The following is a 26047-nucleotide window of genomic DNA, read 5'->3' on the forward strand; positions in this document are numbered from 1 at the left end:
GACATCTCAGTTCTTTACCAGATAGGGTTTGCGGCGGGCGGCCTGGGCGTTGCGCGGCGCAGGGTCCACCGGAAAATCGCCCATGAGATAGGGGTGCATCCCATGATTCTTGAGGTTCTGCAAAAACTGACCAAAGCCGGTGAGGTCTTGCATCACCGGGGCCTCGGCCAGCCGGCGCGGCGCGCGATGGCCGATCTCGTCGATCACAAGCTGAAGCGGCTCCATCGGCGCCTCGATGAATTCGGCCATGGTCCAGACCCGGACGCGGGCCTTGACATCGGGCGACCGAATCTCGTCCAGCATGGCGCTTTCGGCCTTTTGCAGCAGCGCGGCCTCGGTCCGCAGATCGGCGAAAGAGGCGTCTGACTTGAACAGCGGCACCGCCCAGGCCCCGGAAATGACGCTGATCTGCGCGTTGGGATCGCGGCTGATGTGCCAGATGATACCGGGGGTGTCGTGCGGGCCATGCTGAAAGCACTGCCGCTCGCCGCGGGTGTTCCACAGCAGGTTGGTCAGAAACGCCTTGGGGTTGGCGTCGCGCAGCGCCGCCGTATCGGGCAACGCCCCGTTGATGACCGTTTGCCCATGCGCGAACTGCGCGCGCGCGGGCGCGTAAAGATGGCCGTGCACCTGCGCCCCGGTGGCGCGTGCCAACCAGGGTTCGAAATCCTTGAAAAGGTCGCTGAATCCCTGAAAAACCGAATATGGTCCGGACGTCGCCCCGTTTTCCCAGCCAAGTTTTGGAAAGCGCGACTGCATGTACAGCCCCGACCGGCCGCGGGTCCGCCGATCCACCGCCTTGGCAAAGATCCGGTCGATCTTGCCCGGATTGGGGGCCTGCCTTGCGTCCGCGCTTTGGCTGTCGGACAGAAACGTCCGGTACAGCCGGTCCGCGTGGGGCCAGATCTTGCGGGCGACAAAACAGTCCGACCGGCGCAGCAGTTGCAGGTGATCGTCGTAAAAGATGTGCGGCTTGCCCTGAAAGTCGAATTTCGACAGGGTCAGAGACCGGCTTTCGATATTGGACGAATGCAACCGGGCGAGGGTCTGGAAATAGCTTTCGTCCGGAATCCAGACCCGGCGAAAGTACCGGTCGAAGCGGCGCCGCTCGGGGTCCGACAGAATGGCGCCCAGGGTCTGGCGCGTCAGGCACCACCATTGGCTGCCCATATGCGGGGTGATCGCGCGCGGCACCTTGCGGCGCAGGCCGATGCGCTGCTGGACATCGACAAACCTGTCAAACAGGTAGCGGTTCGACCGCCAGGAAAACGGAAAGAACAGGGTGAACCGTTCGTGATCCAGCCCGCCGACCGTCCAGGGCACATCGGCGGTGGTCGCGCTTTCGATGAAATCGGTTTGGGGCCGGTCGGCCAGATAGTCGATCAACTCGGCGACCGGACGCAGCGGCAGGCAGGCGCCAGAGCTGAGGTAGACGTGGTGCAGCCGCGGATACCGGTCCAGCATCAACTCGGCGGCGTCCTGACTGGCGGCGACCAGCCCCCAGGTGCCCCATTCGCAACGGTGCCGCCTTGAAAACAGCACGTCCGGCAGATCGGAAAGCGCCTTGACGAAGCGTTGAAACGTCACCTTCGGCACCTGCCTGTCGACGTGGATCACAACGGGGCAACCTGCCCGCGCCCAGTGCCGTGCCACCTGCTCGGCCCTGTCAAAGGCCGTATGGACGAGCATCACGATACCGATGGTCATGCCCAGTTTCCCTTGGACATCAGGCCGAGAATTTCCAGTTGCCGCCAATTGATGTATTTTTCGGACCATTTGCACCACAGGTCCGGGTCGTGCTGGATCCGCGCGTGATAGGCGAGGTATTCGGTCGACCCCGCGTAGTGCTGTCGGCGCTTGAGTTCCTCGGCGGCCTTCTGGCCGAACGTGTCCAGAAATTTTGTGTGCAGCAGCAGACCGCTTGCCTTTTCGCCCCCCCATTCGTCGTACACTAGGTTCAGCCCGCGCGGCAGCAGCATATGGGTCGAACTGACGTAGGCATAGCGCCGGTGCCATTTCACCAGTGGGATCTTGTTCAGCGCCGGCGCGCGTTCGGGTGTGTCGGCAAAGAAAGCGCGCGCGCGCGGGCCACCCTGGATCCACAGGTTGCCGAACCGGTTGTTGCGCGAAATCGCGTAGTTCCCGGCATCGAACCAGGACGCGATATCCAGCGGGTTCTGACCCGCGACATAGGGCTGCGCGTCGATCCGCCCCTTGGGGTACATGTCCAGCAGCATGGCCGAAAAGCTTTTGATCGTCGACGCGTCAAGCCAGTCGGTCAGCGCCCGCAGCGGGCGGGTGTCGCAAAACGGGTAGAGAAAAAATTCGTCGGGATCGACGGTCAGCGCCCAATGCCCATGCGCATATTTGCGCAGCAGGCCATTGATCCAGTCCATCCCGAAGCGCGAGCGCTTGTAACTGCCATGGGTCGCCCAGACCGACACGTCCTCTTGCCGCGACAGATAATCGAGCGACCCGTCGGTGCTGTCGTTATCCACAAAGAAGAAGTGATTGACGCCCATGTCGCGGTAGTACTTCAGAAAATAGGGCAGGCGGATGCCTTCGTTGCGGGCGGTGCAGAACACCAAAAGGTCGGATGGCCGAATGCGGTCCGTCCGGTTGGCCACCGGCTTCAGTTGTCGGGATTTACGCATGGCGCGGATGCGCCAGCGTTTCCGCTGAAGCCTTAACCGATATGATTGCCATGCCCCCAAGAGGTGCCCCCAAGACGTGCCCGCGCCACGGCCGGTTTCCCGGCCTGTGTGCGCCGCTTATCAGATCAGAGTTAACACGGACTTGAAATGTTTGTCCCATGTCGGTGGAGAAAATCTTGCCACTGTCGAACCTTGGCCGCCTTGCCAGTCCCTGGCCAGGCGTGTCGTCTCGCGCACCCAAAGCGCGCGGTCGCTGACCGCTGCGTAGACCGGAACATCGTTCATGACCTCGCGCAGCACCGCCAGGTCGTTGGCCAGCACCGGCACCCCCAGCGCGGCCGCTTCCATCGGGGGCAGGCCGTAGCCCTCGGCAAGGCTGGGAAACAGCAGACCCGCGCTGCCGCGCATCAGCGCCGCAATGGCGCCGTCGGTCAGGTCTGGCCGTTCATGCACCCGGTCCACCCCGGCATCGAGACGGGAAAACACCTCGCGATTGCCCCAGCCCCGCGCGCCGCAGATCAGCAGATGCGCCCCGGTTTGCGCAAGGTCGCGCTGCCACAGTTCCAGCAGAAATGCATGGTTCTTGCGGGGTTCCACCGTGCCGAGCACGACGAAATACGGCGCATTCTGCCATGGCCCCGAAGGTGCGACCATCGGCGTCAGTGTGTCTACTCCCAGGTGCGCCACGGCGTTGGGCGGAGGCGCCGCGACATGGCGCACCAGATCCGCCTGCGTCTGCGCCGAGTTGCAGATCACGACGTCCGCCGCCTGCGCGGATTGGTCGAGAAACGTCCTGAACCGCTGGGTGATGCCCTCGCGGGTGAATTGGGGGAAATCAAGCGGGATGGTGTCGTGCAAAAGCAGCGCCACGCGCAGGTGGCGCATCGCGTCTGCGTCGAACCGGCTGTGACCGACGTTGATGTAGCAGCTTGCCTCGGGCAGCCGCCGCAGCATCCGGGTAAGCCCGGAGGGCAGACAGCGTGCCGCGGCGATGCGGCGCAGCGCGACCTCGGCCCCGGCGCGCTGCGCGTCGCGCCCACGCAGGCGTGACAGCAGGCCGGGGGCGGGAAAGGCGCCGCAATCCAGCAGCGTCTTCAGCGCGACACAGCCGCCGTGATCGAGCAGAAGGTAGCCCAGTTGCGTCCGGACCAGCCCCCAAAGTGTGCCCTCGGTCAGCAGCCGGGAAAGATAGGCGTATTCCACGCGGTCGATGCCGGTGAACGGGCGGCCGGCCCGCGACACCAGCCGCGTGAGGTCCAGCAGCCTAGCCGTTGTATTGCCCATTCAGATGCCAGTGCCAGGCATCGGCGATCATCTGAGCCATGGTCGAGCGCGTCGGCTCCCAGCCCAGTTCCGCCGCGGCGCGGGTGGACCCCGATACCAGCTTGGTCGCATCGCCCGCACGGCGCGGGCCTTCGGAATGGGGGACCTCGCGGTTGGTCACCGTGCGCGATGCGTCGATCACCTCACGCACGGAAAAACCCATGCCGGTTCCCAGGTTGAACACCCGGCTGCCCTTGCCGTCGCGCAGCCATTTCAGCCCCAGCACATGCGCATCCACCAGATCGCAGACATGCACGTAATCGCGGATGCAGGTGCCATCGGCGGTGTCGTAATCGGTGCCGTGGATGGTCAGCGCGGGGCGTTTGCCGTCGATCGCCTCCAGCATGACCGGAATCAGATGCGTTTCGGGGCGGTGATGTTCGCCGATCTCGCCATCAGGATCGGCACCAGCCACGTTGAAATAGCGAAAGATCACCGATTGCAGCCCGTAGGCCGCTTCGAAATCGCGCAGGATGTTTTCGACGGCGCGCTTGGAGGCGCCATAGGCGTTCAGCGGGTCCTGTGGGGTGGATTCGTCCAGCACGACGTTGTCGTGTTCGCCATACGTCGCGCAGGTCGACGAGAACACGAAGTTCAGGCAACCCGCCGCGCAGGCCGCTTCGATCAGGGTCAGCGAGCCTCCGACGTTGTTGCGCCAGTAGCGGCCCGGCTCGGACATTGCTTCGCCGACCTGGCTGAGTGCCGCGAAATGCATCACCGCAATCGGCTGGTATTGCGTGAAAACCGCATCCAGCCGCGCCCTGTCGGACAGATCGCCCCGTTCGAACGGGCCGAATTTTACCGCATCCTGCCAGCCGGTGACGAGGTTGTCATAGGTGACGGGCGTAAAGCCCGCCGCTTTGAGCGCCTTGCAGGCGTGCGAGCCGATATAGCCCGCACCGCCGGTAACCAGTACATGGGTCATGAAACGTTACTGCGCCGCCTTGCGCGCGGCAACGACCTCGTTGAGGTACGCCGCGAGATCGTCGCGCAGATCTTCGCGGTCGAGGCCGAAGGCAACGGTCGCCTGTAGAAAACCGGCCTTCGAGCCGCAGTCATACCGCTGACCGTTGAAACGGTAGCCATAGACTCCATCGGTCTCGGACCCGATCTGCCTTGCGATCGCATCGGTCAGCTGAATTTCGCCGCCCGCGCCGGTTTCCTTGTTTTCAAGGTTCCGAAGGATTTGCGGCGACAGGATATAGCGCCCGATCACCGCCAGATTCGACGGGGCGGTGCCCGGTTGCGGCTTTTCAACCATGCCCTTGACCGACACCAACGATCCCATGTCTTCCTGCACGTCCAGAATGCCGTAGCTGCTGGCCTTGTCGGCGGGCACTTCCATGGCGGCGACCATGTTGCCGCCGGTTTCCTCGTAGCATTCGATCATCTGCTGAAGGCAGGGCTTGTCGGCGGCGATCACGTCATCGGGCAGGATCACGGCAAACGGTTCTTCGCCGACCAGACGACGGGCGCACCATACGGCGTGGCCAAGGCCAAGCGCCTTGTGCTGGCGGATATAGGCGATTTCGCCGGAATCCATGTTGGTGGACTGAAGCACTTCGAGCAGCTTGTCCTTGCCCTTGGCGATCAGATCGGCTTCCAGATGTGGAGCGTGGTCAAAGTAGTCCTCAAGCGCGTTCTTGCCACGCGAGGTCACGAAGATGAATTCCTTGATCCCGGCGGCGCGCGCCTCGTCGATGGCGTACTGGACCAGCGGGCGATCGACCAGCGTCATGATTTCCTTGGGGACGGATTTTGTCGCCGGAAGGAACCTGGTGCCGAGACCGGCGACCGGAAAGATTGCCTTGGTCACCTTGTTACGCATAATGATCTGCTCCTTGAAATATTCCGAAAGCCCCGCTTTCAGGGGGATCGTTTCGGAGTTTTTCCTAGCACGTCTGTCCTGACGAGAAAACAGGGCAAATCGCGCCCGCATGGGCTGTGACGCCCGATCCGTGGGTTAATGCCCGCCTTCTGTGCCACATCCGCGAATTTCCGCCACTCTTGCAATTTCAAGACGCAGCCGGGTGCTGAATCGCAGGGAAAGACGGGCGGGTCCCTGACGGGTGCTGCGCCCCCAGAGACCTCCGATCTGTTCCCAGTAACCGTCCGGGTGAAACCGCACCCGGTGCCGCAGGGCGGTGTGCGAAAAGCGAAAGACGCTGACGATATCGCCTTGTGCGGCCCGCTTCGCCGCCTCGCGCCGCATGGACCTGCGCGACCAGAGCCGCCCCGAAAGCACAGCCCTTGGCGCGCCGGGCCTGCCGGGAAAGGGTAGAAACGGGCTGTGCGCCGAAGGGATCGCGGGCAGCGGTGCCAGCGGGCGGCCCCGCCCGACGGCGTAGCCCCGGTCAAGCCCGCGCAACAGCCGCAGCACGTCGTCCGGCCCGATGGGGCCGCGCTGCATGTGACGCAGCAGGCCCTGGCGTTGGGTGGAGCGAAACCGAAGCCAGGCGTCGTCGCGCGCGCAGGCGGGGCAGTGCCTGGCAAGAAAGCAGGCCATCGAGGCGCCGATCTCGGTCAGGTCGCGCGGCGAACGATCGGCGGCCCGGCGCGGGCTTTCGCCATAGCCGTGGTGGACCTCGGCCAGCGGCACCACGGCAACGCGGCTTTTCCGCGCGGCATGGCGCAGGTCCAGATCGGTTTCATCCAGAAAAAAGCGAAACGCTGGATCAAACCCCCCCATTGCCGCCAGGACCGACCGGCGATGCGCCATGTTGGTGCCTTGCAGCTTGATGGAAAAGCCGTCGGGCGGGGGAGGGCAGACCGGGGCGGTGCCGGATATGTCGAACGGCTGGTCGTCGCCCCGGCCCGACACGATGCGCGCGCGCCACTGGTGGTCGATGCCGTTGCGCCCGCGCACATAGCCGCCCGCCGCCGCGATGGCCGGATCGCGAAAGGGCGCGACAAGATGGCAAAGCCAGGTGGGCGCGGGCACGGCATCGTCGTCGATAAAGGCGATAACCGCGCCCGCCGCCGCCGCGATGCCCAGGTTTCGCGCCGCGGATATGTTTGGCACATCGAACGCGATGCGCTTGATCCGGTCCGCATGGGGGGTGTCGTTCGTCACTTTGATCCCGGCGGGGCAGGCAACGACGATCACCTCGAAGAACGGATGATCCAGCTGCGCCACGCCCGCAAGGCACAGGCGCAGCGTTTCCGGCCGCCCCCGGCTGACGATCACGATGCTGGTGGCGATCGCGTCATCGGGGGCGCGGCCCATGCGGTCAGCCCTCTTTCAGCACCACGGTCGGGGCGTAGGCGATGAAGAACGGGTTGGCAAAGCCCGGCTTGCCATAGGCCAGCGGGCTGTGGTCGTCGAACCGCACCACCCGGCCGCCAGCGCCGTTCAGAACCGCGTGCCCGGCGGCGGTATCCCATTCCATCGTCCGGCCAAGGCGCGGATAAAGATCCGCCTCTCCCGTCGCGACCAGGCAGAATTTCAGCGAGGACCCCGCGCTTGTGGAATCCGCGACGCTGTACTTGTTGATATAGGCATCGGTTGCCTCGTCGCGATGGGATTTCGACGCCACCACCATCAGCGCCGAGTTGTCGGCGTCCGACACCGCAAGCGGCACCGTCTCGCCGGGGGTCTCTTTGTCGAAGGGGCCTTTTTCCTCGACCGACTTGCCGACGCTGTCGGTGTAGAACATCCGTCCGCGCGCCGGGGCGTAAACCACGCCCCGCGTCGGCACGCCGTCTTCGACCAGTGCGATGTTGACGGTGAAGTCCCCGCGCCGTTTGACGAATTCCTTGGTGCCATCCAGCGGGTCGACGATAAGAAAGGTCATTACCTGCTGTTCATGGCTGTCGGATTGTTCTTCGGTCACCAGCGGCACGTCGGGAAAGATGTCGCGCAGGCCGGCCGAAATCAGCGCGTCCGCCGCTTCGTCCGCTTCGGTGACGGGGCTGGCATCGGATTTCGTCTTTACCTCGAAATCGTCGCTTTGGTAAATTTCCATGATCTTGTCGCCCGCCTCCAGCGCGAGGCGTCGCATTTCCGTTGCCAGGGTCGCGTAGTTCAAGATCGGTCTCCTTTTCGGCGAAAGCCTGCGGATTTATTGCTTTGAAAGCCTCTGACCCTTATGCTGCCACAATGCGAGATGGGCAAGAAGACCCGTCCACATGGGCAGTTCTCCCGCGCGCGGGACCCTATCGGAGCAGGCGCACGATGTTCGAAACACGCAAACCGCGGTCGCGGCTGTCGTCAGCAGTTTATATCTGCGAGCTGATCTACCACAATTCGGTGCGCGCGGTGCGAAAAAGCCACGGCAATGCGTTCATGGCGCTGTTCATGAATATGCTTCAGACGATCATCTTCGTGCTGGCGTTCTATTTCATGTTCCAGATCCTGGGCATGCGCAGCACCGCGCTGCGCGGCGATTTCATGATCTACATCATGACCGGGGTGTTCCTTTACATGACCCATACCAAGACGCTGGGCGCGGTCGTCGGGTCCGAAGGCCCGGCCAGTCCGATGATGCAGCACGCGCCGATGAACACCGCCATCGCCATCGCATCCGCCATGCTGTCGACGCTGTACATTCAGGTGCTCAGCCTCGTGTTCATCCTGTTCATCTATGACGTGGCCTTCAACCCGTTCGTCATGCGCGAAATCCACGATCCAATCGGATGCCTCGGGATGGTCCTGCTGGCGTGGTTTTCCGGGGCCGCCATCGGCATGGTGTTCCTGGCGGCAAAGCCGTGGTTTCCGACGCCGGTGTCGATCCTGTCGACCATTTACCAGCGGGCGAACATGATCGCGTCGGGCAAGATGTTCGTGGCCAACACCCTGCCCAGCTACATGCTGGTGATGTTCGACTGGAACCCGCTGTTCCACACCATCGACCAGTCGCGCGGCTATGCGTTCGTCGATTACAACCCGCGCAATTCCGACTGGGAATATGCGCTGTACCTGTCGCTGGTGCTGCTGATGATCGGGCTTATGGCAGAGTTTTACACCCGCAAGCACGCCTCGGCGAGTTGGTCGGCGCGGCGTTAACCTTCGCCGCTGTCCTCGGTGTCGCCCGTCGCATGCGGGGCGGGCGTGTCCAGCAGGAACGAAAACGCGTCGCGCAGCCGGGTCCAGGTTGCCGCGTTGCCGGCGGCCAGCAGGTAGCCCCTGCTGGTGGCGGCGTTGTATTCAGACCCGTCCAGCATCGCCACATGACCGCCCGCGCAGGTCGCCAGAAGCGCACCGGCCGCATGGTCCCAGGGTGTCAGCCTGGCATCCAGCACGAAATCCACATGGCCCTGCGCCAGCATCCGGCCCTGATGCGCCGAGCAGCGCAGCGATTGCACATGTTCAAAGCGGGGCATCAGCGCCGCCATCTCGGCCTGCTTGTCATCCGGCAGCATGAACAGGGGAATATAGCCGTAAAGCTCATCCAGCGCCCCCCCGGCAGAGGTGCGCAACACGCGGTTGATGCGCTTGGTCGGCACGGAGATTTCGGCGGGGCCGCCCAGCTCGCCCCAGATCACGTCATCCATGACCGGGTCGTAGATCAGCCCGAACACCGGCTTGCCGAACCGCAGCACCGACAGGATCACCCCGAACGTCGCCAGCCCCTTGGCGAAATTCCACGTCCCGTCCACCGGGTCGATGGTAAAGGTCATCTCGGCGCCGGCGATCCTGTGCAGCACTTCGGCGTTTTCCGACACCGCCTCTTCGCCGACGATCAGCGCGTTGGGAAACATCCGCAGCAGGCCGCGCGCGATCATCTGTTCGGCGTTGCGGTCGGCTTCGGTCACCAGATCAAGGCGCGTTGTCTTTTGTGCGATGTCCTTCGCATCCAGCCTGCGGAACCGTGGCATGATCTCGGTCCTGGCGGCCCGGCGTACCAGGTTGAGGATCGAGGTCTTTTGCGCGCGGCTCAGAACCGAGATCGGCATGGGAAGGGAATCGGTCATGTATCGCGTCCTGCGGCTGGGTCGGGGATGGCACAAGGGTTGCCAGCCCGTGCCCGGAGGTGCAAGGCGCCTATTCGCGCGCGCGCAGCACCGTGGCGGGGCGGGCGGCAAGCGGGCGCCAGGCAAAACCCAGCCCGGCGATCAGCGTGGCAAGGATACCGCCCAGAATGATGCCCAGGGCCGAAGACCACTGCACCGCGAACCCGGTTTCCATGATGAACCGGCTGACGGCCCATCCGCCCAGAATTCCGGCGCCCAACGCCACAACCCCGGCAGAGGCCCCCAGCAACGCCGAGCGCAGCGCAAAGCTTTGCAGGATGCGGGCGCGGCTGGCGCCAAGGGTCTTGAGCACCGCCGCCTCGTAGGTCTGCGCGCTTGTCCCGGCGCTTGCCGCGCCGATCAGCACGAGAAAGCCGGTCAGAAGCGTCGCGGCGGCGCCCCAGCGGATCGCGGCGCCGATGCCTTCCAGCAACTCGGTCACGCGGTCGATGGCATCGCGCACCCGGATGGCGGTGATGTTGGGGTATCGGGTCGCAAGATCGCGCAGGATCCGCGCCTCGGATTCCGGTTCGGCATAGACGGTGGAAATCCAGGTGTGCGGCGCGCCTTGTAGGGCGGTTGGGTTCAGCGTCATGACGAAGCCGATTCCGGCGGTGGAAAAATCCACGTCGCGAAAGCTGGTGACGGTCGCGGTGATGTCGCGCCCCAGCACGTTGAAGGTGATCTCGTCGCCCAGGGTCAGGCCGATTTCCTCGGCCTCTTCGCGGGCAAAGCTGATCTGGGGCGGGCCATTGTAATCCCGTGGCCACCATTCGCCATCGGTGACAATGGTGCGGCTGTCAGGCTCTGCGGTGTAGGTGATGCCGCGATCACCGCGCACCACCCAGTGATCCCCGGCGACCTCTTGCGCGTTGACGCCGTTGATCCGCGTGATGACACCGCGCAGCATCGGCGCGGTGTCGATACGGCTGACCGCAGGGTCGTTTTCAAGCCGTTCGAGATAGCCGTCGATCTGATCGGGCTGGATGTCGACAAAGAAATACGACGGCGCGATTTCGGGCAGGTCGCGGTCGATGGCGGCCCGCAGATTGCCGTCGATCTGGCCGATGGCGGCAAGCACCGACAGCCCAAGACCCAGCGACAGCACCACGGACCCGGCCGTATCGCGCCGCCCGCCGATGGCGCCCAGCGCCCAGCGCAGCACCGGCTTGCCGCGCGCGACCGGCACCGCCCGCCGCGCCAGCGCACGAATGGCCGTCGCCGCGATGGACAGGATCACCAGCGCCCCAAGGATGCCCGCCGTTGTCCAGAGCGTGATCCGCGCATTGCCGGAAAACACCACCGCGACACCGACCAGAACCGTCAGAAGCACCGCCGTGGCGACGACAAACCGGGTCGCGGGCAGCGCGCGCGCGCTGTCCAGCGCATCGCGAAACAGCGTTGCGGCCCGAACCTCTTCGGTGCGGGCCAGCGGCCAGAGCGTGAACAGCAGCGCGGTGAGCACGCCGTAGATCGCCGCCTCGGCCAGTGGCCCCGGATACAGGGTAAAGATCACCGGGATCGGCAGCGCGCCGGCAATGAGCGGGGCAAACAGCAGCGGCACCGCCGCGCCAAGCAGCAGTCCGATGGCGATTCCAAGCAGGCTTAGCGCCCCGATCTGCAAAAAATAGGTCAGGAAAATCACCCGGCGACTGGCGCCCAGTGTGCGCAGCGTCGCAATGACCGTAGTCTTGCGCGCCAGATACGCCCGCACCGCCGCCGACACGCCGATGCCGCCGACGGCAAGCCCGGAAAGCCCCACCAGAACCAGGAAATTGGCCAACTGGTCCACGAAACGCGCAACGCCGGGGGCGCCGTCGGTGGCATCGCGCCAGCGGATGCCGGTGCCTTGGTACCGCTCTTCGGCCTCATCGCGCAGGGCTGCCAGGTCGGTGCCAGGGGCGACGGTCATCCGATATTCGCTTTCGAACAGCGAGCCGGGCGCAAGCAGCCCAGAGCCGTCCAGGTCGCGGGTGCGCACCATCGTGCGTGGCCCCAGGCCGAACCCGTCCCCGGCGTCATCCGGTTCGGTGACGATGGTGGCTGACAGGGTGAATTCCGCGGTCCCGAGCCTGAAGCTGTCGCCGGGCGCAAGCCCCAGGCGGTCAGCCAGTACGGGCGCCATCACCGCTCCGGGGTGTTCTCCGCCGTCGAGCGCCTGCGCCAGCGGCATCGCCGGGTCCAGGACCATTTTTCCCAGCAGCGGGTAGGCGTCATCGACCGATTTCACCTGGGTCAGCCCGCGTTCGGCGGTATCCGCATCGCCAACCACGGCCATCGACCGGAAATCCGTGATCTCGGACAGGCCGGTCGATACGCTTTCCAGCCAGGCGCGCTCTTGATCCGAGGCGAAGCGATAGGTGAATTCCGCCTGCGCATCGCCCCCCAACAAGATCGCGCCCTGATCGGACAGCCCCGCCTGAATGGCCGACCGCACCGAACCGACCCCCGCAATCGCTGCCACCCCAAGGGCAAGGCAGGCGAGGAAGATGCGGAACCCATGCAGGCCCCCGCGCAATTCGCGCCGGGCGAAACGGGCGGCGATGGCAAGGCTCATTCGGCAGCCCTCGCGTCCGCGTGGGTGGTATCGATGCGCCCGTCGGTCAGGCGAATCACCCTGTCACAGCGGTGTGCCAGCGCGGACGAATGCGTCACCAGCACCAGCGTCGCGCCGTGCCGGTCCCGCAGCCCGAACAGCATGTCCATGATCGCATCGCCGTTTGCACCGTCCAGGTTGCCGGTCGGCTCATCCGCCAGCAGCAAATGCGGACGCGGCGCGGCGGCGCGGGCCAGCGCCACCCGCTGCTGTTCGCCCCCTGACATTTGCGCCGGATAGTGATCGGCCCGATGCGCAAGGCCCATCGCCGCCAGTTCCGCATGCGCCCTGTCGAACGCATCCCTGTGTCCGGCCAGTTCCAGAGGAGTGGCGACATTTTCCAGCGCGGTCATGGTCGGGATCAGATTGAAGCTTTGAAACACCACGCCCATATGATCGCGACGAAAGCGGGCAAGCTGGTCCTCGTCCATCGCGGTCAGGTCTTCGCCAAGCGCGGTCACGCTGCCTGAACTTGCGTTTTCCAGGCCGCCCATCACCATCAGCAGCGACGACTTCCCGCTGCCGGATGGCCCGATCAGACCCAGAGTTTCGCCTTTTGCGACATCCAGCGTGATCCCGTGCAGGATTTCGACCATTCCGGCATTGCCGCGTAGGCTAAGAGTGACATCTTTCAGGGCAATGACGGGATCGGGCATAAAAGGGCTTCCGGGGATGATGAATGTTATGTCGAGATATGGGGCCGGGGCGCGCGTCCACAAGTTACTGATGGCGTTGATCTGTGCAGGGTGCTTTGCAACGCCCCCTGCCGCAGCCGACGAGGTTAACCTTCTGGCGCTGGGCGACAGCCTCACGCAGGGCTACGGGCTGGTCGAAGGCGACGGGTTCGTGCCGCAACTGCATGATTGGCTGCGGGAGCGCGGCCACGACGTGCGAATCGTGAACGGAGGCGTTTCGGGCGACACTACGGCTGGGGGACTGTCGCGGGCCGATTGGTCGCTGACGCCGGACATCGACGGGATGATTCTGACGCTTGGCGGGAACGATTTGCTGCGTGGGCTCGATCCTTCGGTAACACAACGCAACCTGAACGGGATTTTGTCAGTGGCCGAAGCCAAGGGAGTCGAGGTTCTGCTGGTCGGGTTGCGGGCGCCGGGCAACTACGGCCCTGCGTACAAGGCGGCCTTTGATGCGATCTATCCGGATATCGCCAAGGCACGGGCTGTCCCGCTCTATCCCGACTTCTTTGCCGGGATTCTGCCAGAAGGCGGCACGCCAAGCGATGCGAAGGACTTGATGCAACAGGACGGGATCCACCCCAATGCAGCCGGCGTCGCGCTGATTGTCGAGGCGATCGGCCCAACAATCGAACAGCTTATCGCGAGGATAGAAAGCGGGGGCTGACCTTTTGATCTACTGCGGAGCGTCGGCGGCCTGGGAATCGGCGCGCAACATGGCGCGCAGCATGCTGCGCACGGCGCAAACAGCAAAGGGCAACAGCCCGAAGCCAAGCGCGGTTCCAAGATACAGCATCGCTGCATCAAAAGGTGTCAGGCCCGCAAAAAGCCATCCGACGATTGCCGCGAAAAAGCCCAGAGCGCTGCCAGCCAGAAGTGCGATGATCACCATTTCAGCCTCTCCTATGCTTACCATAGTGCACCCTAAAATCCTAAAAAACAATTAATCGCCGTAAAATTCGGCGCGATTGTGACAAAGAGGCAGCAACAAGGAAGCTTTAGGCCGGAAATTCGACGAAACTGCGGCTGTCGCGGTTAACGACGCGCAAAGGCTGCACGCCGAAAGTCGGTTACATCAGATGACCTTGACCGGGGTCCCCAAGGGCACCCTTTGATAAAGGTCCATGACATGTTCATTGAGCATCCGGATGCACCCGCTCGATACCGACTGGCCTATGGATTCTGGCGCGGTAGTACCGTGAATGCGAAAGAAGGTGTCGCGCCCGTTCTGGAACAGGTACAGCGCCCGCGCGCCCAACGGGTTGGTCGGCCCGCCGGGCTGGACATAATCGTTGTCCTTGAACTTGCCGTAGCTGCCGGGGTCGCGACTGATCATATCTTCGGTCGGGCGCCACGTTGGCCATTCCTTCTTGACCTGAATGACCGCATCGCCGGTGAATTCCAGGCCGGCCTTGCCGACGCCCACACCGTAGCGGATCGCCTGGCCAGGGGCGTTGACATAGTAAAGGAAATGCGCACGCGGCAGAATAAGGATCTGACCAGGAGCGAGATCCTGCTTGATCCGTACCTGCTGCGGTCTGAACTTTGGCGCCACCTCATAAGCGAGAACCGGGGAGGCGGACGCGATGGCGGCACTGGCGGCCGCAGTGAGGGCGAATTGTCGGCGGGTGATCATCTGAAAACTCGGACTCCTTGGGTAGCTGCAAATGTATCTTGTTCAGGGGTAACGCGAAAGCGATGCATCGTTTCCCCCGAACAGTGTCACGATGGCGTGCAGGATGCGTATATTCTGCATGGTATGTGAACCGGTCAACCGGGTCCACAAGGCTGGATTGGGTCCGGTCAAGTATCTGGAGGCCGCAAAGGTGTGCATATAAAGACACATGGAGTCGATGCCACGACGCACAAACAGCAATTCGTGGCGCTGAAATCGCGTTGCCCGCCGATTGATTATGCCTTCTGTTGCTCCATTTGGGCGATGGTGCCGGAGCATCCCGGGTGGCCCGATCGCTTAGCGTGCAGGCCGAGACTGGTGGCGCCAAGATCCTGACGCGCGCCGAGGTCGTGTCGGGATAGAAGATTGGGGATCTTCGGGCGCGAACTCTATCCGCAGTGCAGAGCACGCGCTGGCGACCGGTTGCATTGCCGATTGGGGCAGGCTCGACGCTCGCGACCGCTTGACAACCCTGCCATTTGCGCTTTTCCGAGCGGGTCATTCCCGCGGCGCGTTGGCGTTGCGTCCTGCGAGCATGGCGCTGATCGTATAGGCAGTTGCGGGCGTCAGCCCGGCCATGATTGCTGCCGCAGCATCGGGCCGCATCCGCCCAAGGAATCCGGCGGCGAAGTCCGGTGCCATTTCTTCAAAAAGGGCAGCGGCCTGGCGGGGTTTCATCGACGCATAGACCTGTGTCAGCCGATCAACGTCATCCTCGGCAGCAGTCCTAGCGACGGCGAGGGTCGAGCGCAGCTTCATCTCGGCCTCTTCCATCGCGACCATCTTACGCTCGATTTCTTGTTCGGCGAGCGATAAGGCCTGTATCCGCGTTTCGATCTCTGCTTCTCGTTTGGCGACCCGCTCTTCGCGGGCCTTCAGAGCCACCAGAACCGGGGCAATGTCTTCCTCAGCGGTACAGACCGCCACGCTTCCGCCAGGTGGCTGCGAGTCCTTGGGGGTCGCCTCTGCGCCACGTGACGCGGCATTGGTTTCAAGCGCGACAGCTTCCGTGGCCTGAATGGCCACCCGTGTCAGAGCTGACGCAATAAGCAATCCTCCGATAACGGCGAGAACGCCTTTGCCGCGTCGGCGCTTGGGTTTCCTGGCATTGGCAGCGGTGGTCTTACGAGCCGGCGCGCGCGACTGCGCCGGCTTGGCGGGTGCATCTTTCGCTTTGCTTTGGTCACGCGGACTGTCTGTCGGGGCAGTTTCTTCCGCCTTGTTCGGCGTTGTTTTTCGGAAGAACGAAATCATCGGGAGGCTCCAGGGTGCCGAAAGAACATCGGTTCTCCTCCCCCGGCTGCTTGCTTCGGCGGCGTTTCGTCACCCGGCAAATCATGCATCGACGCCAGCATGAGTTCCAGCCGCTTCGCTGCATCCTCGGCCCGCTTGGTCAGGGTCTCAAGCGTGGCGCTGGACTCGCCCGCGGTTACCTGCGCGGCATCCAGTGTCCTTGTCAGGTCATCGACCTGAGCTGAAAGCAGCGCAACCGCCCCGCCCACGCCGTTCTCCAGATCGGTGAATTTCGATAGTCTCCGCGACAACACGAAACAATAAAAGCCGGCACCGAGAGCCCCGGCGGCGAGCAGGATATCGGCAATGAATTCCATTCCAGTCCCCTCAGTTCAACACGAATTCCATGATCAAGAGGTCACGCACGCGGTTCTCGCCGGTGACCATCTGAATGCGTCGCAGCATCTGCGACCGGATTTTTATGAGTGCGCCGGAGGCCTCGATGTCCGAAGGCGCCAGCGCGCGAAGATAGTTGTTCAGAACGTCCATCACCCTGGGTTGAAGGCTTTCGACATCGGCCACCGCGGTAGGAACGACCTCCAGGCTCGCCTGGAAGCGCAGGTGATTCATGCTGCTACCGGCCCCCATGGAAACGACCAGCTGAGGCAGTTCGACAAATGCCACCGAGCCGGCGGTGGTCACGGGCGATACCCCGGTTGCCGCGCCGTGATCGTCGGTGGCATGACTGCCGGTCGCATGTCCTTCACCACCGGACTCGCGCCCGGCGCCGACCGAATCGCTACCGGCCCCGGCAGCGTGCTCTTCCCCGGCTCCACCCGCGCCAAAGGGCAGTAGTCCGGAGAACGCAGCGAAAAAACCGCCAGCTCCACCCGCCAGGGCAAGGGCGATACCGATGACAAGCGGTAGCTTGGAAGATTTTCTTGCCGCGTTTTCCCCATTGGGAACGTCGGCTGTGGCATCCGTCATGGCTGACCTCTTCTTCGAACTACAGAGGTTATAGCTGGTCAGGGACTAACCGATTGTTAAGCCTGATGCCGCAAAGATGCAGCTACCGAGCAGAACGGTCGGAACGGAGGTTGGTCTTGCAGCAGATCGCACAAATTTGGGATGGTCTTGGCGCGCGGCGCAGGCTCATTGTTATAGGCGCGACCCTGGCGGTGGTTCTCGCGGTCCTGGGAATGGGCCGCATGGCGTCGTCGCCATCGCTTACACTCTTATACGCGGGCCTTGAAAACGGCGCTGCGGGCGAGGTGGTCGAAGCGCTGGAAGCGCGGGGTGTACCCTATGAGGTACGGGGGGGCGCGATTTTCGTGCCCGACACGCAGCGCGATGCGTTGCGCATGACGCTTGCGAGCGAGGGATTGCCCGCCAATTCCAACCAGGGATACGAGCTTCTCGACACTTTGACGGGGTTCGGCACCACGTCTCAGATGTTTGATGCAGCCTACTGGCGTGCAAAGGAAGGAGAGTTGGCTCGAACGATCGTTGCGAATCCCTGGATTGCGACGGCGCGGGTGCACCTTGCGAACTCCTCCGCGAATCCGTTTCAGCGAGACGTGACGCCGACCGCCTCGATCTCGGTTTCTACCACGGGCGAGATGGTTTCGCCGGCGCAGGCGCGAGCGCTCAAGTACCTTGTGGCCTCCGCAGTGCCTGGTCTCGTTCCCGATGAGGTTGCGGTGATTGACGGGCAGGGCGGTCTGATCGGTGCTGATGATGAAACCGGTGGCACCCAGTCCGCCGAGGATCGCGCCGCCGCGTTGCGCGAACGCGTGCAACGACTCGTCGAGGCACGCGTGGGGCAGGGGAATGCGGTGGTCGAAATCAGCGTCGACACCGTAACTGAAAGTGAAACGATTCGTCAGCGGCAGTTCGATCCCGAGGGCCGCGTTGTTATCTCTACCGACACCGAAGAGAATACGAGTTCATCAAAAGAGGCCGGCGGAGGCGGCGATGTCACCGTTGCGTCCAATTTGCCTGCCGGGGATGCCGGAGCAGGAGGCGATTCTTCGTCCAGCTCGGAAAACGAAACGCGTGAACGGATCAACTACGAAGTGTCCGAGACCACGCGCGAGATCACCCGCGTCCCGGGGGCAGTCAAGCGTCTGACCGTTGCGGTTTTGGTAAATGGGACGTTCGATACCGCAGCAGACGGTACGCAGACCTTTGTCCCGCTTCCCGATGTCGAGCTGGCGGCGTTGAACGATCTGGTCGCCTCGGCGGTCGGCTTCGAAGAAGAGCGCGGCGATCAGATCACTATCCGGTCCATGCCTTTCGAGCGCCCCGAGGGTCTGGGTACCGGGCCGATCGAACCTGGCTGGTTCGCCATGGCTCTTGACCCGATGACGCTGATCAAGATCGGTGCGCTTGCCCTTGTTGCGCTGGTGCTGGGGCTGTTTGTTGTCCGGCCGATTCTCACGGGTTCCGGTCAAGCGGCTCTTGCAGGCGCGAGCGACAACGCGCTGGCGCTTTCCGGAACCGACTTCGAAACGGGTCAGGCCCTTGACGGTGAGATTTCGTCGGGCGGCGACGACGATTTTGCGCCGCTTGAAACGCTGGGCGGAGGCGAGGGTTTTGGCGGCATGGGGATGGTCGATTTCGACTCTCCGGCCAACGAGGACCCGGTGGACCGACTGCGCAACCTGATCGAAGAGCGCAAGACTGAGACCGTCGAAATCCTTCGTAGCTGGCTTGACGAGAAGGAGGAGGCGAAATGACCGGACTTGCGGAAGTTCTCGAAGATTTTGGAATGGTGAAAGCCCAGCCTCAGCACATGCCCGTGATGCACGACGACGGCGAGCTGGAATCCGCCAGGCTCGAATCGTTCGAAAGCGGCTACAAGGCGGGCTGGGACGATGCGATCAAGGCGCAAACCGATGATCAAGCGCGGGTGGCAAGCGATTTCGCCCAGAACTTGCAGGATCTGTCGTTCACCTATCACGAAGCCTACGGCCAGGTGCTAAGCGGTATTTCGCCCTTGCTCGAGGACGTGGTCGGCAAATTGCTTCCGGCGATGCTGCGCGAGACGCTCGGGCTGCAGATCTCGGAGCAGTTGCACGCGATGGCGCGCGAGGTCGGAACACTCGACGTGGTGATCGCTGTGGCGCCGGGCCATGCCGAACGGGTGGAGCCGATGCTGGACCCGGAAATCGGGTTTCCGTTGTCGCTGATCGAAGACGAAACCCTGGCCGCGGGCCAGGCCGACATCCGTTTCGGGGAAACAGAAAAACAGATCGACCTCGGCGGACTTGTCGAGGACGTGGCGAGGGCCGTGCAGGGCTTCGTGCATGACAACCGGAGAAAGACCGCACATGGATGATCAGACCGAAGCTGCGCGCAGCGAAGCGGCGACGCCGTTTACCTCTGTCCCGATTGAAATCACCGTCTCGGTCGGTCGGGCCAGGCCGTTGGTGCGGGATCTGCTGAAACTTGGGGAAGGCTCTGTGCTGACCCTCGACAAGCGGCTGGAGGACCCGGTGGAGCTTTATGTCGGTGACCGTCTGATCGGCATCGGCGCTCTTGAGGTGCTGGAAGGGGGTGAGAACGGCCAACTCGCCGTGAGACTCACCGAGGTAATTGACCTCAAGAAACCGTCCTGACCAATGCGTCTGATGTCACTTCTCGCTGCGGTGGTGCTTTTCGGCATCGCCGGGCCTGCCGCTGCGCAGGAGCTTACGCTCGATCTCGGGGCGGGGAATTCCGTTACCGCAGCCAGCATTCAGCTGATCGCGTTGATCACGTTGCTGAGCCTGGCGCCCGGCATCGCGATCATGATCACCTGTTTTCCGTTCCTGGTGACGGTGTTGTCGATCCTGCGCCAGGCGGTCGGGCTTCAACAATCGCCGCCCAACATGCTGATCGTAAGCCTTGCGCTGTTCCTGACCTACTATGTGATGGAGCCAACCTTCACCGCTGCGTGGGAAAACGGACTGCAGCCGCTGGTCGAAGAGCAGATCGACATCGAACAGGCCGTGCCCCTTACGCTTGAACCGTTTCGCGGATTCATGGCTGGTCGGACCGATCCCAATACCTTCGCCAGTATGGCGGACCTCAGGCCCGACGCCCGTGGCACGGCGCTTTCCCCCGAGGCACCGCTTTCCGTTCTGATCCCCAGCTTCATGTTGTCCGAGGTGGCGCGGGCCTTTCAGGTCGGTTTCCTGATCTTCCTGCCCTTCCTGATCATCGACCTCGTGGTGGCGGCGGTGTTGATGTCGATGGGGATGATGATGGTCCCGCCTGCGATCGTATCGCTGCCATTCAAGCTGGCATTTTTCGTCGTGGCCGACGGTTGGTCACTGCTCGCCGCGGCGCTGGTGCGAAGCTATTTCTGATGGGCGCCCTGCGCGATCAACGTCAGGGAGCCGGGTGTTTTCGGGGGGCGGGATCTTCTGGAATGTCCGCATGCAGATGGCGTTCTCCGCGTGACCGGGCAAGACCGATCTGTCTTTGCCGTTCACGGAACCTGGCCTTGTCGTTTTCCGAGTTTTCGGTGGTGCAGTGATGGCACGAAACGCCATGCTCGTACTCTGGGCGCTCGCGATCCGCAGGCAGGATCGGTCGGCGGCAGGCATGGCACAGCAGGTGCGGCCCCTCACGCAGGCCGTGCCCGACGGACACCCGGCCATCGAACACAAAACAGTCGCCCTCCCAGGCGCTCTCGTCCTCAGGCGTTTCTTCCAGATATTTCAGGATGCCACCCTTGAGATGGTAAACCTCGGCCACCCCCTGCCCAAGCAACCAGTTGGTCGATTTTTCGCACCGGATCCCGCCGGTGCAGAACATCGCAATACGCTTGTTGTGAAACCGGTCGCGGTTCGCCTCCCACCAGGCCGGAAAATCGCGGAAACTGTCTGTCTGCGGTTCGACGGCGCCCTGGAAGGTTCCGATCGCTGTTTCATACGCGTTGCGCGTGTCGATCACCGCCACATCCGGCGAGCGGATCAGCGCATTCCAGTCGGCGGGCGCGACGTAATGGCCCACACTGGCGCGGGGGTCGACATCGGGTTGCCCCATCGTGACGATCTCGCGTTTCAGGCGCACCTTCATCCGCGCAAAAGGCCGTTCCCGCGCGGTTGACAGCTTCCAGTCAATAGCGGCGCAACCTGGCAGGGCGCGAATATGCGCAAGAACGGCGTCGATTCCCGCGCGGGGTCCGGCGACGGTGCCGTTGATGCCCTCGTCCGCGAGCAGCAGCGTACCGGTCACGGCACCGCTGCGGCAGCAGTCCAGCAGCGGCCCCTGCAACGCGGCGGGATCGTCGAAGCGGGTGAAGTGATAGAGCGCGCAAACGGTAAACATGGGCGCGGATTTACGCCTTGCATCGTCTCGGGGCAAGCAGGAGGATCGCCGCACCCCCATCGGAGATCCGCCATGCATGCGCTTATCGTCATTGACGTCCAGAACGATTTTTGCCCCGGAGGCGCCCTTGCGGTCGCGGGGGGCGACGAGGTTGTGGAACCGATCAACGCGCTGATGGGGGCGTTCGACGCGGTGATCCTCACGCAGGACTGGCATCCCGCCGGGCATTCCTCATTTGCAAGCCAGCATCCGGGCAAGGTTCCACTGGATCGGGTGGACATGCCCTATGGCCCGCAGGTCCTGTGGCCCGATCACTGCATCCAGGGTGCCGCCGGGGCGGATTTTCACCCCGGGTTGAACACGAATCGCGCGGATCTGGTGATTCGCAAAGGGTTTCGTCCGACCATCGACAGCTATTCCGCGTTTTACGAAAATGACCATGCTACGCCCACCGGGCTTGAAGGCTATCTGCAAAGCAGGGGACTCACGACGCTGACGCTGGTCGGGCTTGCGACGGATTTTTGCGTCGCCTTTTCGGCCATCGACGCCGCGACGCGGGGGTTCGATGTCCGCGTTAACGAGGCGCTTTGCCGGGGAATCGACTTTGACGGATCGCTCACGGCAGCACGGCAACGCATGAACGAGGCGGGCGTGACCCTTTCCTGAGCACAGTTGCGCAATTCTTAACTTTCGGCAGGTTACAAGATCCGGACAACGGACCTGAAAGCCCAATAATGTCCGAGACACGCGCCGAGAACCAGTCGCTTGCGACGTTTGAGTCAAAGAACAGTCCCGAAGGACTGCTGCGCCGCTACGCGCGTGGCAGGGTTCGTTATTTCGCTGCACGCCAGATCGCAACGATTGGCGGCAGTCTGGCGCTGGGCATCCTTGTGGCTCCCATCTATGGGGTGATCGTGGTCCTGCTTGCGGTTGTGGGCGAGGGTGTCGATTGTATGGTGCTCTACCGGATCCCGGCGTTGCTGGACCGGGGCGTTCCGTTGCATCGGCTGATGAGGCTGACGACACTGACCGCAGGCCTGCAGGCGCTGACCATTGCTGCCACGGTGGTGATTGCGCAAGCCACTGCTGTGGGCGGAGAAGCGTCGCTTTTCAGCTTCGCCTTTCTGGCTGCGGCAGTCCTGAATGCAGGGGTCGTGCGGCGCTATAACAAGGCGGCGGCGAATCTGCGCATCTGGATCTATACGGCGACGGCAATCGTCGGATTCGCGGCTGAACTGCTGCGGGAAGAAAGCGTCGAAGGGCTGCTCTACAATGCTTTCGGGCTGTCGATGCTGGCCTTCAATTCTTATGCTTTCCTGCGCCATACCAACGGGTTGGAGCGTCGACGCGTCGCGGATGAACGGCAATTGCTCCTCGGTCAGGTCGAACTGGCCCAATCCAATGCCGAATTGGTCCGGTCGCGGGACGAGGTGCGACAGCTCGCGTTGATTGCGCGTCATGCCAACGACGCGATCCTGCTGCTGGATCCCCAAATGCGAATCTTGTGGGTCAACGACGGATTGAGCCGGATGAAGGGGTTTACGTTCGACCAGGTGGTCGGACGGTCCCCGGTCGAGGTGTTCACCGACTCGGACAGCGATTGCGCTCAGGTCGAGGTTGTCATGGCGCGCGCGTTCGCGGGCGAGGCGGTGCGCACGGAATACCCGAACTACACCAAGGACGGGCGCAAGATCTGGATAGAGGCCGCCTTTTCCCCGGTCATGGACGAAGACGGCCAGCTTGCCGAAATGATCGTGACCGAACGCGATATAACCGAGGCAAAACAGCGCGCTGGCGAACTCGCCGATGCCAAGGAGCGCGCGGAAGCGGGCGCGCGCGCCAAGGCCGCATTTCTCGCCACCATGAGTCATGAAATCCGGACACCGATGAACGGGGTGATCGGGATGACCGACATCCTGACCGATTCGCCTCTGACCGAGGACCAGGAAGGCTGCGTTATGACGATCCGCAACTCGGCCGAGGCATTGCTGAAGATTATCAACGACATTCTCGAATATTCCAAACTTGAGGCCGACAAGGTCGCCATTCTCGAAGAGCCGTTCTCGTTGCGGACCTGTCTGCGCGAGGCGTCCGACATCCTGCGACCTCAGGCGCGGGAAAAGGGGCTTTACCTAGATATCTGCCACGAAGCCCCCTTGCCCGATCTTGTGCTCGGCGACAGCGGCAGGCTCAGGCAGATTCTGATAAACCTGCTCGGCAATGCCGTGAAATTTACCGAGACGGGAGGGGTTACCCTGACGACGCGCGCACGCACCAGGGGCGGCATCACGGATCTGTCGGTTCGCGTGCAGGACACCGGCATCGGGGTGCCTGCGGATCGCGCACACGAGATTTTCGACCAGTTCGAACAGGCTGACACCGACACAACCAGACGTCACGGCGGGACCGGACTCGGGCTTTCCATCTCCCGGCAGATTGCCGAGCGTATGGGCGGCGGGCTGAGCCTGTGCACGGTACAGGACCGGGGCGCGTGTTTCGAGTTGTCTCTGAAGCTGGCCGTGACCGAAGCGCAAGCGTCCCCGACGGCGGTTGCGAAATCCGTCGCGGAAAGCGGCACGCTTGCGCCGCTACGTCTGTTGCTGGCGGAAGACAACCGCACGAACCGGCTCTTGGTGAAACGGTTCCTGGCGGATTTCCCGATGGACATCATCGAGGCTGTGAACGGCGGCGAAGCCGTCGAACAGGTGGTCAGAAACGCGCCCGATGTGATCCTGATGGACATGTCGATGCCGGTGCTTGACGGCATTGCGGCAACGCGGTCGATCCGCGCCCTGGATGGCGCGCAGCCGTGGATCATCGCGCTGACAGCCAATGCCTTTGCCAGCGATCGCGCTGCCTGCATGGACGCTGGAATGGACGATTTCCTGTGCAAGCCATTGCGCAAAAGCGCGCTGCTTGCTGCGCTCGCGCGGGCGCAATCAGATCCCGCTCAACAAGCCGTTGAGGAGAATCCGCTTGGCCCCCAAAGCTTTGATAGCGTATCAGGGTCCTCGACCCCCGCACATGAGGCCACGCTTTGGACATCGCCACACGAGTCTGGAACCACAAGTGGAAGATCGATCCGATTGTCCGCTCGCTGATTGATACCGACTTTTACAAACTGTTGATGTGCCAGTCGGTGTTTCACAACCGGCCCGACGTCAAGGTGACGTTCAGTCTGATCAACCGTTCGAAACAGGTCCCGCTCGCGCGGCTCGTCGACGAAGGAGAGTTGCGCGAACAGCTCGATCACATCCGGTCGCTGTCGTTGACCCGCGGGGAATCGACCTGGCTGCGCGGCAACACCTTCTACGGCAAACGTCAGATGTTTCGACCCGATTTCATGGAGTGGTTCGAAAAGCTTCACCTGCCACCTTATTTCTTGGAAAGAGTCGATGACCAGTACGAGCTGACCTTTGAAGGGTCATGGCCCGAGGTCATGCTGTGGGAAATTCCGGCGCTGGCCGTACTGATGGAACTGCGTGGGCGCGCCGTTCTCAACGACATGAAAAAATTCGAGATGCAGGTGCTTTACGCCCGCGCCACCGCCAAGCTTTGGGAAAAAGTCGAGCGGCTGCGCGATGTGCCGGGCTTGCGAATTGCCGATTTCGGGACCCGGAGGCGGCACAGCTTCCAGTGGCAGGACTGGTGCGTGCAGGCGATGACCGAGGGGTTGGGCGACCGGTTCACCGGCACGTCGAACTGTCTGATTGCAAAGAACCGGGACCTGGAAGCAATCGGAACCAACGCGCATGAATTGCCGATGGTTTACGCCGCGCTTGCCGAAGACGACGCAGCGCTCGCGCGGGCGCCCTATGATGTGCTCGCGGACTGGCATCAGGAACATTCCGGCAATCTCCGAATCATCCTGCCCGATACATACGGCACCGCAGGTTTTCTTGACCGGGCGCCCGACTGGCTGGCAGGCTGGACCGGCATCCGCATCGACAGCGGGGCGCCCGAAGCGGGGGCCGAAGCCGCCATCGCCTGGTGGAAGGCGCGCGGTGAAGATCCGGCGCGAAAGCTGATCATCTTTTCAGACGGGCTTGACGTGGATAAGATGATTGAGCTGCACAAGCGGTTTCACGAAAGGGTCCGGGTCAGCTTTGGCTGGGGCACCTTGCTGACCAACGATTTTCGCGGGCTGACCCCGGATAATCGCCTCGCCCCGTTTAGCCTCGTGTGCAAGGCGATCAGTGCCAACGGTCGCCCCACGGTCAAGTTGTCGGACAACCCAAACAAGGCGATGGGCCCCGCCGCCGAGATCGAACGCTACAAGCGGGTGTTTTGCGTCGGCGACCAGGAGCGTCGCGAGGTGGTCGTCTGAGCCGACAAAGGCGCGCCATCAAGAGGGCATTCCAAGCATATCGCAGGGCCCCACCGTTGCGGTCGCATCGACGACCCATCGGCATGGCGTCGTTGCAGACCTCTGACTGCGGGCGATTCACAACGGAAATCCATGCGGTTAGACGGGCCTGATGAGCAAGCCTCCTCCCGCCCGCGACCGCACCATTAACTGGTCCAGCGACAACGCGGCGCTGCGCAAGCGTGGCTCCCTGCTGATCCATTGCCCGGCAGCACATGCTTGCATGTGTGAGAG

The 26047-nt window shown here is 63.0% G+C and carries 25 protein-coding genes; 9 read left to right on the forward strand and 16 right to left on the reverse strand.

The features are described from left to right. Nucleotides 1-6 precede the first annotated feature (6 nt). The 7 genes from ATI53_RS16190 to cysQ form a co-directional block, all read right to left on the reverse strand. Nucleotides 7-1707, reverse strand: coding sequence for a DUF5927 domain-containing protein (locus ATI53_RS16190; RefSeq protein WP_009505859.1), 1701 nt, complete (start codon nucleotides 1705-1707; stop codon nucleotides 7-9). Next, nucleotides 1704-2654, reverse strand: coding sequence for a glycosyltransferase family 2 protein (locus ATI53_RS16195; protein WP_240778613.1), 951 nt, complete (start codon nucleotides 2652-2654; stop codon nucleotides 1704-1706). Before ATI53_RS16195 ends, ATI53_RS16190 begins: the two co-directional genes overlap by 4 nt. Nucleotides 2655-2774: 120 nt before the next feature. After that, entirely contained in the window at nucleotides 2775-3938 is a 1164-nt protein-coding gene (locus ATI53_RS16200) for a glycosyltransferase (RefSeq protein ID WP_111550860.1), read from the reverse strand. Next, on the reverse strand, nucleotides 3919-4902 hold the full coding sequence (galE, locus tag ATI53_RS16205; protein WP_111550861.1) for a UDP-glucose 4-epimerase GalE: 984 nt from the start codon (nucleotides 4900-4902) through the stop codon (nucleotides 3919-3921). The genes ATI53_RS16200 and galE overlap by 20 nt, the downstream gene beginning before the upstream one ends. Before the next feature lie 6 nt (nucleotides 4903-4908). After that, entirely contained in the window at nucleotides 4909-5805 is an 897-nt protein-coding gene (gene galU / locus ATI53_RS16210; RefSeq protein ID WP_009505855.1) for a UTP--glucose-1-phosphate uridylyltransferase GalU, read from the reverse strand. Between the two features lie 135 nt (nucleotides 5806-5940). Next, complete coding sequence (locus tag ATI53_RS16215; RefSeq protein WP_111550862.1) at nucleotides 5941-7203, reverse strand: glycosyltransferase family 2 protein; 1263 nt, start codon at nucleotides 7201-7203, stop codon at nucleotides 5941-5943. Nucleotides 7204-7207: 4 nt separating this feature from the next. Continuing rightward, nucleotides 7208-7978: a 3'(2'),5'-bisphosphate nucleotidase CysQ gene (gene cysQ, locus ATI53_RS16220; protein ID WP_170134599.1), complete on the reverse strand. Its 771-nt coding sequence runs from the start codon at nucleotides 7976-7978 to the stop codon at nucleotides 7208-7210. Between the two features lie 173 nt (nucleotides 7979-8151). Here cysQ and ATI53_RS16225 point away from each other — a divergent pair, with 173 nt between their 5' ends. Continuing rightward, on the forward strand, nucleotides 8152-8982 hold the full coding sequence (locus ATI53_RS16225) for an ABC transporter permease (RefSeq protein ID WP_009505852.1): 831 nt from the start codon (nucleotides 8152-8154) through the stop codon (nucleotides 8980-8982). Here the strand turns inward: ATI53_RS16225 and ATI53_RS16230 are convergent. From ATI53_RS16230 to ATI53_RS16240, 3 genes are all read right to left on the reverse strand, one after another. Then, complete coding sequence (locus tag ATI53_RS16230; RefSeq protein WP_009505851.1) at nucleotides 8979-9890, reverse strand: inositol monophosphatase family protein; 912 nt, start codon at nucleotides 9888-9890, stop codon at nucleotides 8979-8981. The two genes, ATI53_RS16225 and ATI53_RS16230, sit on opposite strands and share 4 nt — an antisense overlap. A gap of 70 nt (nucleotides 9891-9960) precedes the next feature. After that, nucleotides 9961-12486: an ABC transporter permease gene (locus ATI53_RS16235; protein WP_111550863.1), complete on the reverse strand. Its 2526-nt coding sequence runs from the start codon at nucleotides 12484-12486 to the stop codon at nucleotides 9961-9963. Next, entirely contained in the window at nucleotides 12483-13181 is a 699-nt protein-coding gene (locus tag ATI53_RS16240; protein ID WP_009505849.1) for an ABC transporter ATP-binding protein, read from the reverse strand. The genes ATI53_RS16235 and ATI53_RS16240 overlap by 4 nt, the downstream gene beginning before the upstream one ends. 28 nt (nucleotides 13182-13209) lie before the next feature. Here ATI53_RS16240 and ATI53_RS16245 point away from each other — a divergent pair, with 28 nt between their 5' ends. Beyond that, a complete protein-coding gene (locus ATI53_RS16245) occupies nucleotides 13210-13887 on the forward strand; it encodes an arylesterase (RefSeq protein ID WP_240778614.1) in 678 nt (225 codons plus the stop codon). Between the two features lie 9 nt (nucleotides 13888-13896). Here ATI53_RS16245 and ATI53_RS16250 read toward each other — a convergent pair whose 3' ends face one another. The 5 genes from ATI53_RS16250 to ATI53_RS16270 all read right to left on the reverse strand — a co-directional run bounded on the left by ATI53_RS16250 (nucleotide 13897) and on the right by ATI53_RS16270 (nucleotide 17115). Continuing rightward, nucleotides 13897-14112, reverse strand: a complete 216-nt coding sequence (locus ATI53_RS16250; protein ID WP_009505847.1) for a hypothetical protein — start codon at nucleotides 14110-14112, stop codon at nucleotides 13897-13899. A gap of 183 nt (nucleotides 14113-14295) precedes the next feature. Further along, nucleotides 14296-14856, reverse strand: coding sequence for a L,D-transpeptidase (locus ATI53_RS16255; RefSeq protein WP_009505846.1), 561 nt, complete (start codon nucleotides 14854-14856; stop codon nucleotides 14296-14298). A 537-nt stretch (nucleotides 14857-15393) separates the two neighbouring features. Then, nucleotides 15394-16149 (reverse strand): MotE family protein, encoded by a 756-nt coding sequence (locus tag ATI53_RS16260; RefSeq protein WP_311136006.1) that lies wholly within the window; start codon nucleotides 16147-16149, stop codon nucleotides 15394-15396. After that, nucleotides 16146-16505: a hypothetical protein gene (locus tag ATI53_RS16265; RefSeq protein ID WP_111550865.1), complete on the reverse strand. Its 360-nt coding sequence runs from the start codon at nucleotides 16503-16505 to the stop codon at nucleotides 16146-16148. The genes ATI53_RS16260 and ATI53_RS16265 overlap by 4 nt, the downstream gene beginning before the upstream one ends. Before the next feature lie 10 nt (nucleotides 16506-16515). Beyond that, on the reverse strand, nucleotides 16516-17115 hold the full coding sequence (locus ATI53_RS16270) for a flagellar basal body-associated FliL family protein (protein WP_009505843.1): 600 nt from the start codon (nucleotides 17113-17115) through the stop codon (nucleotides 16516-16518). 116 nt (nucleotides 17116-17231) lie between these two features. Here ATI53_RS16270 and fliF point away from each other — a divergent pair, with 116 nt between their 5' ends. Genes fliF through fliP form a run of 4 tightly spaced genes read left to right on the forward strand, consistent with a single transcriptional unit; the run spans nucleotide 17232 to nucleotide 20480 of the window. After that, a complete protein-coding gene (gene fliF / locus ATI53_RS16275; RefSeq protein WP_111550866.1) occupies nucleotides 17232-18866 on the forward strand; it encodes a flagellar basal-body MS-ring/collar protein FliF in 1635 nt (544 codons plus the stop codon). Continuing rightward, nucleotides 18863-19468: a FliH/SctL family protein gene (locus ATI53_RS16280; protein ID WP_009505841.1), complete on the forward strand. Its 606-nt coding sequence runs from the start codon at nucleotides 18863-18865 to the stop codon at nucleotides 19466-19468. The genes fliF and ATI53_RS16280 overlap by 4 nt, the downstream gene beginning before the upstream one ends. Further along, nucleotides 19461-19748, forward strand: coding sequence for a FliM/FliN family flagellar motor switch protein (locus ATI53_RS16285; protein ID WP_009505840.1), 288 nt, complete (start codon nucleotides 19461-19463; stop codon nucleotides 19746-19748). The genes ATI53_RS16280 and ATI53_RS16285 overlap by 8 nt, the downstream gene beginning before the upstream one ends. A gap of 3 nt (nucleotides 19749-19751) precedes the next feature. Then, nucleotides 19752-20480: a flagellar type III secretion system pore protein FliP gene (gene fliP / locus ATI53_RS16290; protein ID WP_009505839.1), complete on the forward strand. Its 729-nt coding sequence runs from the start codon at nucleotides 19752-19754 to the stop codon at nucleotides 20478-20480. A gap of 22 nt (nucleotides 20481-20502) precedes the next feature. Here the strand turns inward: fliP and trhO are convergent, their stop codons facing one another. After that, nucleotides 20503-21447, reverse strand: coding sequence for an oxygen-dependent tRNA uridine(34) hydroxylase TrhO (gene trhO, locus ATI53_RS16295; protein WP_009505838.1), 945 nt, complete (start codon nucleotides 21445-21447; stop codon nucleotides 20503-20505). Between the two features lie 72 nt (nucleotides 21448-21519). Here trhO and pncA point away from each other — a divergent pair, with 72 nt between their 5' ends. The 3 genes from pncA to pncB all read left to right on the forward strand — a co-directional run bounded on the left by pncA (nucleotide 21520) and on the right by pncB (nucleotide 25774). Further along, entirely contained in the window at nucleotides 21520-22113 is a 594-nt protein-coding gene (gene pncA / locus ATI53_RS16300) for a bifunctional nicotinamidase/pyrazinamidase (RefSeq protein ID WP_111550867.1), read from the forward strand. Nucleotides 22114-22181: 68 nt separating this feature from the next. After that, nucleotides 22182-24548: a PAS domain-containing sensor histidine kinase gene (locus ATI53_RS16305; protein ID WP_111550868.1), complete on the forward strand. Its 2367-nt coding sequence runs from the start codon at nucleotides 22182-22184 to the stop codon at nucleotides 24546-24548. Next, entirely contained in the window at nucleotides 24485-25774 is a 1290-nt protein-coding gene (gene pncB, locus ATI53_RS16310; protein WP_009505835.1) for a nicotinate phosphoribosyltransferase, read from the forward strand. Before ATI53_RS16305 ends, pncB begins: the two co-directional genes overlap by 64 nt. The last annotated feature ends 273 nt before the right edge of the window (nucleotides 25775-26047 follow it).

The organism is Salipiger aestuarii (assembly GCF_003259905.1).
Lineage (GTDB): Bacteria > Pseudomonadota > Alphaproteobacteria > Rhodobacterales > Rhodobacteraceae > Salipiger > Salipiger aestuarii.